We start from the raw sequence: 7292 nt of genomic DNA on the forward strand, positions 1-7292 counted from the left end.
AGAGGAGTGCTGAGATGAAGAACAAGACCCGCCTTTTGGCGGCGGCGCTGGCCTGTGCCCTGGTCCTGACGGGCTGCGGGCCGCGGAGGACGGAGCCGGAGCCCTACCCGGAGCCCGCGAGCTCGGAGAGCGCAAAGACTGTGGCCTATGTTCCCCTGGACGACCGGCCCGACAATGTGGAACGGGTGGCGTATCTGGCGGAGTCTTTGGGGTACGCCCTGGCCATGCCGGAGGCGGACTGGTACCGGACCGCGCTGGACGGACAGCCTCTGAACGAAAACGGGACCCAGTACGGCGACATGGGGCGGCTGTACCAGTGGGTACTGGAGCAGGAGGCGGCGGGGTGTGACCGGTACATCCTGTCCCTGGACCAGATCCTCTTCGGCGGGCTGGTGAGCTCCCGGGCTGTGACGGCGGAGGCGTGCGTCGTCACCCTGCCGGACGGCGGAACCATTCACCTCCAGAAAATGCTGGAGAATATGATAGCGGTTCTCTCGTCGGACCCGGACAACGTGGTCTGGCTGCTGGACAGCGTCATGCGGCTGGCCCCCACCGTGGGCTACCAGGGCGGTACGCTGGAGGAGTACAACTGGCTGCGGGACTTTGGCTCTCTGCCGCGGGAGACGCTGGAGGGAGAACAGCTGACCTTTGAGGGCATTCTGGACAGCTATTCGTGGGGCCCCCATAAGGAAAACCTCTGGAATCAGACCGCGGCGGAGCATGACGGCGTGAAGAACGAGGAGGCGCTTTCCCGCTATCTGTCCGCCCGGGAGGGGAAACTGACGTTTTCCGATTTGGTGCAGGAGATCCTTCGCCAGCCAGGCCATGAGAACTTCCGTCTGATGGTCGGTATCGACGACTCCTCCCTGGAGGACTGCATCCAGAAAAACGAGATCGCCTACCTGCGCCAAGGCCTGCGGACGGACCGGGCGGGAAATCCTCTGGACTGGCTGCTGGCCGGGGTGGACGATCTGGCCTTCAAGGCCGTGGCCCGGATGTATCTGGACGAGACCGGCTGGCGGGGAGGCACGGCGTCGGTGCGGTACTACGGCGGCACCGAGGACAGCCCCGCCTGCGACTACGATTTCCAGCCCCTGACTACCGTGGTGGCGGAGCATTTGGACCTGTTTGGCCTGACGGAGAGCGCCAATCCTCTGGCGGCGGAACTGCAGATCCTCGTCTTGACCCAGCCGGCGGAGGAGGGCGCAGGGAGCGCCTATTGTGAGGCGCTGATGCGGGACCTGCGGGAGTGCCGGGAGGCGAACCGGCCCGTGATCCTCATTGACGCGGGCAACGGGCGGTACGGCACCGCTTTCCATGAGGCGCTGAAGAAGGAGGCGGAGCTGGGCTGGCTTTTGAGCTACGCCGGATTTCTGGACATGGCCATCGTCACCGGCACGGCCTTGAGCCACGGCGTCGCCCGGTATGCGTATCTGCGAAACGGGGAGGAGAGCGAGACGGCGGAGCGGGCCTTTGCCCGCACCCTGGCGGACAGCGTCATCAAGGACTTCTGCTACAAGAACGTGGTGCGCAACGACCTGCTGGCCTATATCCGCAGCGATCTCGGCGGCGACCCCAACAACTTCTGGACTCCGGAGATCGACCGGGAGGCCGTCCAGGCCCGGCTGGAGCGGGGCATGGACAGCGCCGTAAAAGATGTAATCAAAAATCTCCAGCGGAGCAACTTCTTCGCCCTGGAGCCCGGTGGGGAGAAGGGCTGGGGCGGCGTAGCCCTGGAGAATTACCGCTTCCCCTGGGACCGGGCCTTTGAGATCGGCATGGACATCCGGCTGGGGGTATTCACGGAGCCCCATGAGAGGATTCTGGGGATCTACTATCAATAAGCGCGCCTTGATGGGAAGCGCCCCGTCTGCCGGGCAGTACACAGTACTGTCCGGCGGACGGGGCGTTTGATTCCTGAACGCGGGTCATGTCTCCTGCTGGTCTTCCCTATTGCCGCCGCCCTGGAGCTGATTCCACTGGGCGGCCATCCGGGAAATATCCGCGGCAAGGGCGGCGTCTGTGCCCTCGGGCTGGAAATGCTTCGGGAAGTTCCGCCAGCCCGCCTCTACATCGAACTGGGGAATGGCGGGATCGGCCGCCTCCCGCCGGGCGATTACCTCTGCTACGCAGGTGATGAACGTGTCGCTCTCCGGGGTGCTGGGTTCCTTCGATGCAAAGTCTTCCCGCAGGAGCTGGCGCAGCGTCTTTGTGCTGAACCGATTCAAAAACGGATAGGAGCCGTTTTTCTCGCCGATAGGGCCGGGCATATATGCAGACCTCCTTCTTGTGAAGTTCAAAACGGGCGGCGCTTCAATCCTCCAGCAGCTTCCGGAGAAGCTGCTTTGCCCGCGCGGCCCGCTTGCGGCAGGCCTCCGCCGTGGTGTTCAGCTCCTGGGCCGCCTCGGCGTATGTACAGCCGTCCACGGCCAGACGCTTGAGCAGGTGCAGGTCCTGCCGGCTGATAAGGCCGTCGTACTCCAGCTCCACGTCCACGGGGTCCTCGCGCCTCCCCAGGACGTCCTCCGGCAGCGCGTCCGCGCTGACCAGCAGACTGTTTCGGCGCTCGCTCCGGCGGAACTGGTTTTTCATCACGTTTTCTGCGATCTTCCGCAGCCACGTCTTGGGATACTCGATCTCCTGCTGCCGGGCGGTCTCCCAGGCGACGCGGAACGTCTCCTGTACGATCTCCTCTGCCGAATGGCGATCCGTGAACTGGCAGGCGTAGTGGAAGATGAATGCCGCATACTGCCGGTACCACTGTTCCACCAGCAGATGCTTTTCCCGACTGTTCAAACCGATCCCTCCGATCCGGCAGCTTCTTTTGTAATTTTATGCTGTTTTGGGCAGGAATGCAAGAGGAGACAGAAATTTTTATGGCAGACATCAAATTTCCGGCAAACGGGCGGCAGCCCGGTGTGCAATTTTGAAAATTATTATAAAAGAGCTGTCCGGTTTTCCGCTTTTCCCGACACTATGATATTAAGGCCTGTTCACATGAGCTCAAACGCAGGGCTTTCAGGAAAATTTTGCCGGCTGCTGCGTGAATCATTTTTGGCGTACGTCAACGCCTGCAAATTTTTGCCTTGCATCCGGCGGAAATTTGCTCGGGAATCCGCATGTTTGTCTTAGGCGAACAGGCCCTGGAGCGGTTTTCCAAAATGCTGAGAAAAGTTCAGCGGTCCGGGAATTGTATGACTTCGTTGTCGTCCTTGGCGGGCGTCAGCCTGCCTGCGTCCTCCGCCTTGTCCTGCAATCCCCGTCCTCGATTCCTTTTTTCATTATTTTGGGAACTGCTCCAGAACCAATAAACGGCGGAATACACCGCTGGGAAAAGGAGTTATGAAAGATGAGAGTTACAGGAAATTCCGGAGCGTGGCCCTCCCCGTATTCCACATCCAAAGGCCGCCGAACGGAGAGCGGCCCGGGATGGGAGCAGTATCTGGACCCGGAGGTCCAAAAGCGGAAAATGGCGGCCCTGCCGGAGAAGGGGGCTCTGGGCTCCGTATTTATGCAGTTCGAGGATGACTACAAGGCCTGGAAGGCCCAACAGCCGGAACTGGCTTTGCCGGACTCCCAGGGCTGGACGGAGGAGAACCTGGCGTTTTTGAAAGAGCACTACTCCGGGGATCTCTCCGCCTATGAGGTCTACGATGTCCTGGAGACCATGCGGCGCATGGGGGTCATCAGCCAGAAGGAGGAAAACTATGCCAGCGGCGCCGTGATGATCGTACTTGATCCCTCCGAAATCAATGGCGTCATGTACTATACGGACCAAGAGGACCCCAGCTTCTGGCTGGGAAATTTTCACAAGACGCCCATGGTGAGCTTCCACAGCCTGGATGATATACTCTCCTGGGTGGAGGAGTTCCGCACCGAAGAGCACCCGGACGTCATCACCCACGCGGAGGCCATGGCCCGGGGATGGGTCCCATATAGAGCAAAGGTTTAGGAGGATCGCCATGGAAGCGGGACATACATCAGGGGCCTTTCACTCCAGCTGGTTCAACTACATTGACATCCCTGGGATCTACCCCGGAAAGATGAGATATGCGGTGCTGAAAGACGAATGCCGGGACCAGTTTCGGGAGGCCGTCCAGGCGAAGCGGGAGGAGCAGCTGCTGGCTTTTCAAAAATTCAAGGAGGATGCGCGGAAGCGTGGAAAGTCCGTCAAACTGACGGACGCGCAGCTGGGGCACCTCTCCGCCTCATACAACCCGAAGGAGATGAACCAGGAGGAGTATCAGGCCTTTATTGACGACCTCTGTGAGTACGGGATTCTCGACGAGGCGGACAAGGACTATATCTCATACAGCGGCCTGGTGCCCATTGACTTCTCCGAGCCCACATGCACCGGCACCGCCGCGCCCTATCAGCCGTACGACAGGGATTTCGGGTCCAGCGGGGGCAATGTGCTGGACTGGTCGAAGTATCTCTCCACCTTTGAGTATTTCAATTCGGATACCAACCGGTTTGAACCAACCAGGAACGCCATCCTGTTTGAGAGAATTCAGAAGGTGCTGGTGAAAATGGGCGGGTAGGCGGCCCATTGCGGATGATCCGGGACATCAAGAGCGCCCCGCCAAACGGCGGGGCGCTCTGACGTTATGAGATCATCTCGTTTCCGATGCTGTAGCCGTCCCACGTTCCGAACTCCGGCCAGAGGGCGGAGCAGTCGTAAAGGCAGTAGGCCCCCAGGGGCGTGTGCCATTTCTCGGCGTTGAAGAACAGGATGGGCAGGGAGTAGACCTCCTCCTGGTGGTTCTCGTTGGGCGTGATGGAGAAGAGACATCCGTCCTCCCACTGGTACCACAGGGGGGAGGGGCCCTCTCCCTCCTCCGGGGCGGGGGTGCTCACGGCGCTGGCGGTGAGGTAGCCCTGGTCCCGCAGCTCCTCAAAGGTGAGGTCCAGAACCTCCGCCCCGTGGAGCTCCCCAAACCGCCAGCACAAGGCGGATTTTTCACTTTCCAGCAGTTCGCCAGGGGCCTGAGTGAGGTCCAGAGAGGCCAGGGAGATGTCCTCGTTCAGGGCTGGGTCCCTGCGCCACAGGTCGTCCAGGACCTGGAGATACAGCCCGCACAGGTCGTAGTGCGCCCCGCCGGGGCACTGAGGTGTGCCGATGGACCAGGCGGAGATGGAATAGACCTGGCCCAGCTGGGCGGGGAAGGTCTCCAGGACATCGCCGCTGAAGGCGATTTCCAGGGGCATCCCGTCCCGGAGGTCCCCGGCGGAGGCAGGGCGGCCGTCCAGATCAACGGGGATGTCCTCCGTCACGGCCAGGCGGTAGACGTTTTTTCCGCCGCATAGACTGTCGCGGCCGTCGGACAGCGGCGCGTCCAGCTCTGCCAGGAGCAGATTTCCGTCCTCTGCGCCGTCCACGATGCGGCAGGCGAGATAGAAGGGGGTCTCGTCCTCTGCCAGTGAGAGGGCGCCGTCCTCCGGCGGAGGGGCCCCGGCGGGAGATGAGGCGGCGGGCGCGCCGCAGGCGGTGAGGAGCGCCAGACAGAGCGCGAGAGACAGCAGACATTTTTTCATGGGGCAGCCCTCCTGTTTGTATTCACCTGTTTAGTCGGAAGGGGAGGGCGTTTGGTTCCGCGGGGGCAAAAATTTTTCCCGGGCGCAGAGAGGGGAGTAACAGTTGACAACCCGGGCCGGAATGGATACAATAGGGATTCAGTGAGAACCGCAGGAAGCGATACATTATAATATATTATAGAGCAAAGGAATGGAAGCATATGGCACAGGATAAGAGACAGGTGGACGCCATCACCGCCCGGGATGTGGACTTCGCCCAGTGGTATACCGACGTCTGCAAGAAGGCCGAGCTCATCGATTACACCTCCGTCAAGGGCATGTTTATCTACCGCCCCTACGGCTACGCCATCTGGGAGAACATCCAGGCGGAGCTGGACCGGCGCTTTAAGGCCGCGGGCCACGAGAACGTGTACCTCCCCGTTCTGATCCCCGAGTCCCTGCTCCAGAAGGAGAAGGACCACGTGGAGGGCTTTGCTCCGGAGTGCGCCTGGATTACCATGGGCGGCAGTGAGAAGCTGGAGGACCGCCTCTGCGTCCGCCCCACCTCTGAGACGCTGTTCTGCGAGCACTACGCCAGCATCATCCACTCCTGGCGGGACCTGCCCAAGCTGTACAACCAGTGGTGCAGCGTCCTGCGCTGGGAGAAGACCAGCCGGCCCTTCCTGCGCCACCGGGAGTTTTTGTGGCAGGAGGGCCACACCATGCACGCCACGGCGGAAGAGGCACGGGAAGAGACCATGCGGATGCTGAACATCTACGCCGATTTCATGGAGAACTACCTGGCCATGCCGGTGATCCGGGGCCGCAAGACGGACAAGGAGAAGTTCAAGGGCGCCGAGGAGACCTACACCGTGGAGTGCATGATGCATGACCGCAAGGCCCTCCAGGGCGGCACCAGCCACTACTTTGGCGACGGCTTTGCCAAGGCCTTTGACATCACCTTCACCGGGAAGGACAACCAGCTCCACCATCCTCACCAAACCAGCTGGGGCGTCAGCACCCGGATGATCGGCGGCATCATCATGACCCACGGCGACGACAACGGCCTGGTTCTGCCTCCCCGTGTGGCCCCTGTCCAGGCGGTGGTAATTCCCGTGGCCCAGCACAAGCCCGGCGTGCTGGACGCGGCGGCGGGTCTGCGGGACCGTCTGACGGCGGCGGGCCTGCGGGCGAAGATGGACGACAGCGACAACAGCCCCGGCTGGAAGTTCGCCGAGTACGAGATGAAGGGCGTGCCCCTGCGGGTGGAGATCGGTCCCAAGGACATGGAGAAGGAGCAGTGCGTCATCGCCCGCCGGGACACCGGGGAGAAGGTATTTGTCCCTCTGGAGTCGCTGGAGGAGACGGTGAAAAAGCTGCTGGACGCGGTGCATGACAATATGTACGCGCAGGCGCTGAAAAACCTCCAGGACAACAGCTTTGACATCAGCTCCCCGGAGGAGGCCAAGGCCATTGCCGAGGGCAAGGGGGGATTCCTCCGCTCCAAGTGGTGCGGCAGTCTGAACTGCGAGCTTGCCATGAAGGAGCAGGCGGGCGTTACGTCCCGGTGTATGCCGCTGGCACAGAGCGGGACTGAGGGCGTGTGCCCGGTATGCGGCAAGAAATGTGCCACTGATATTTACTGGGGTGTCGCTTACTAAGCGGGGAAATGGGTGGAGAGGCGAAAGCCTCTCCGCTTTTTACGCTTTCAGCGGGGGAGGGGAGTTTGATTTCTTCGGAATCCGCCCCACGGGGGCGGGACGGGGGGAGACCGCCCT

The 7292-nt window shown here is 61.5% G+C and carries 7 protein-coding genes; 4 read left to right on the forward strand and 3 right to left on the reverse strand.

Features of this window, described 5'->3' with window-relative positions; all coding sequences use genetic code 11:
- The first annotated feature begins 14 nt into the window (after positions 1 to 14).
- Positions 15 to 1844, forward strand: coding sequence for a DUF4127 family protein (locus C816_RS03235; protein ID WP_016320981.1), 1830 nt, complete (start codon positions 15 to 17; stop codon positions 1842 to 1844).
- Positions 1845 to 1928: 84 nt separating this feature from the next.
- Here the strand turns inward: C816_RS03235 and C816_RS03240 are convergent, their stop codons facing one another.
- Together C816_RS03240 and C816_RS03245 are read right to left on the reverse strand one after the other, a co-directional pair.
- A complete protein-coding gene (locus C816_RS03240) occupies positions 1929 to 2270 on the reverse strand; it encodes a hypothetical protein (protein WP_016320982.1) in 342 nt (113 codons plus the stop codon).
- A 43-nt stretch (positions 2271 to 2313) separates the two neighbouring features.
- Positions 2314 to 2796 (reverse strand): RNA polymerase sigma factor, encoded by a 483-nt coding sequence (locus C816_RS03245; RefSeq protein WP_016320983.1) that lies wholly within the window; start codon positions 2794 to 2796, stop codon positions 2314 to 2316.
- Positions 2797 to 3349: 553 nt separating this feature from the next.
- On the opposite strand from C816_RS03245, the gene C816_RS03250 reads away from it, so the two are divergent.
- Positions 3350 to 3952, forward strand: a complete 603-nt coding sequence (locus C816_RS03250; protein WP_016320984.1) for a hypothetical protein — start codon at positions 3350 to 3352, stop codon at positions 3950 to 3952.
- Positions 3953 to 3962: 10 nt separating this feature from the next.
- Entirely contained in the window at positions 3963 to 4541 is a 579-nt protein-coding gene (locus tag C816_RS03255; protein ID WP_016320985.1) for a hypothetical protein, read from the forward strand.
- A 64-nt stretch (positions 4542 to 4605) separates the two neighbouring features.
- Here C816_RS03255 and C816_RS03260 read toward each other — a convergent pair whose 3' ends face one another.
- Positions 4606 to 5535 (reverse strand): hypothetical protein, encoded by a 930-nt coding sequence (locus C816_RS03260; protein WP_016320986.1) that lies wholly within the window; start codon positions 5533 to 5535, stop codon positions 4606 to 4608.
- A 200-nt stretch (positions 5536 to 5735) separates the two neighbouring features.
- Here C816_RS03260 and proS point away from each other — a divergent pair, with 200 nt between their 5' ends.
- Entirely contained in the window at positions 5736 to 7175 is a 1440-nt protein-coding gene (proS, locus tag C816_RS03265; RefSeq protein WP_016320987.1) for a proline--tRNA ligase, read from the forward strand.
- Positions 7176 to 7292 lie beyond the last annotated feature (117 nt).

This window comes from Oscillibacter sp. 1-3 (assembly GCF_000403435.2).
Classification (GTDB): Bacteria; Bacillota; Clostridia; order Oscillospirales; family Oscillospiraceae; genus Oscillibacter.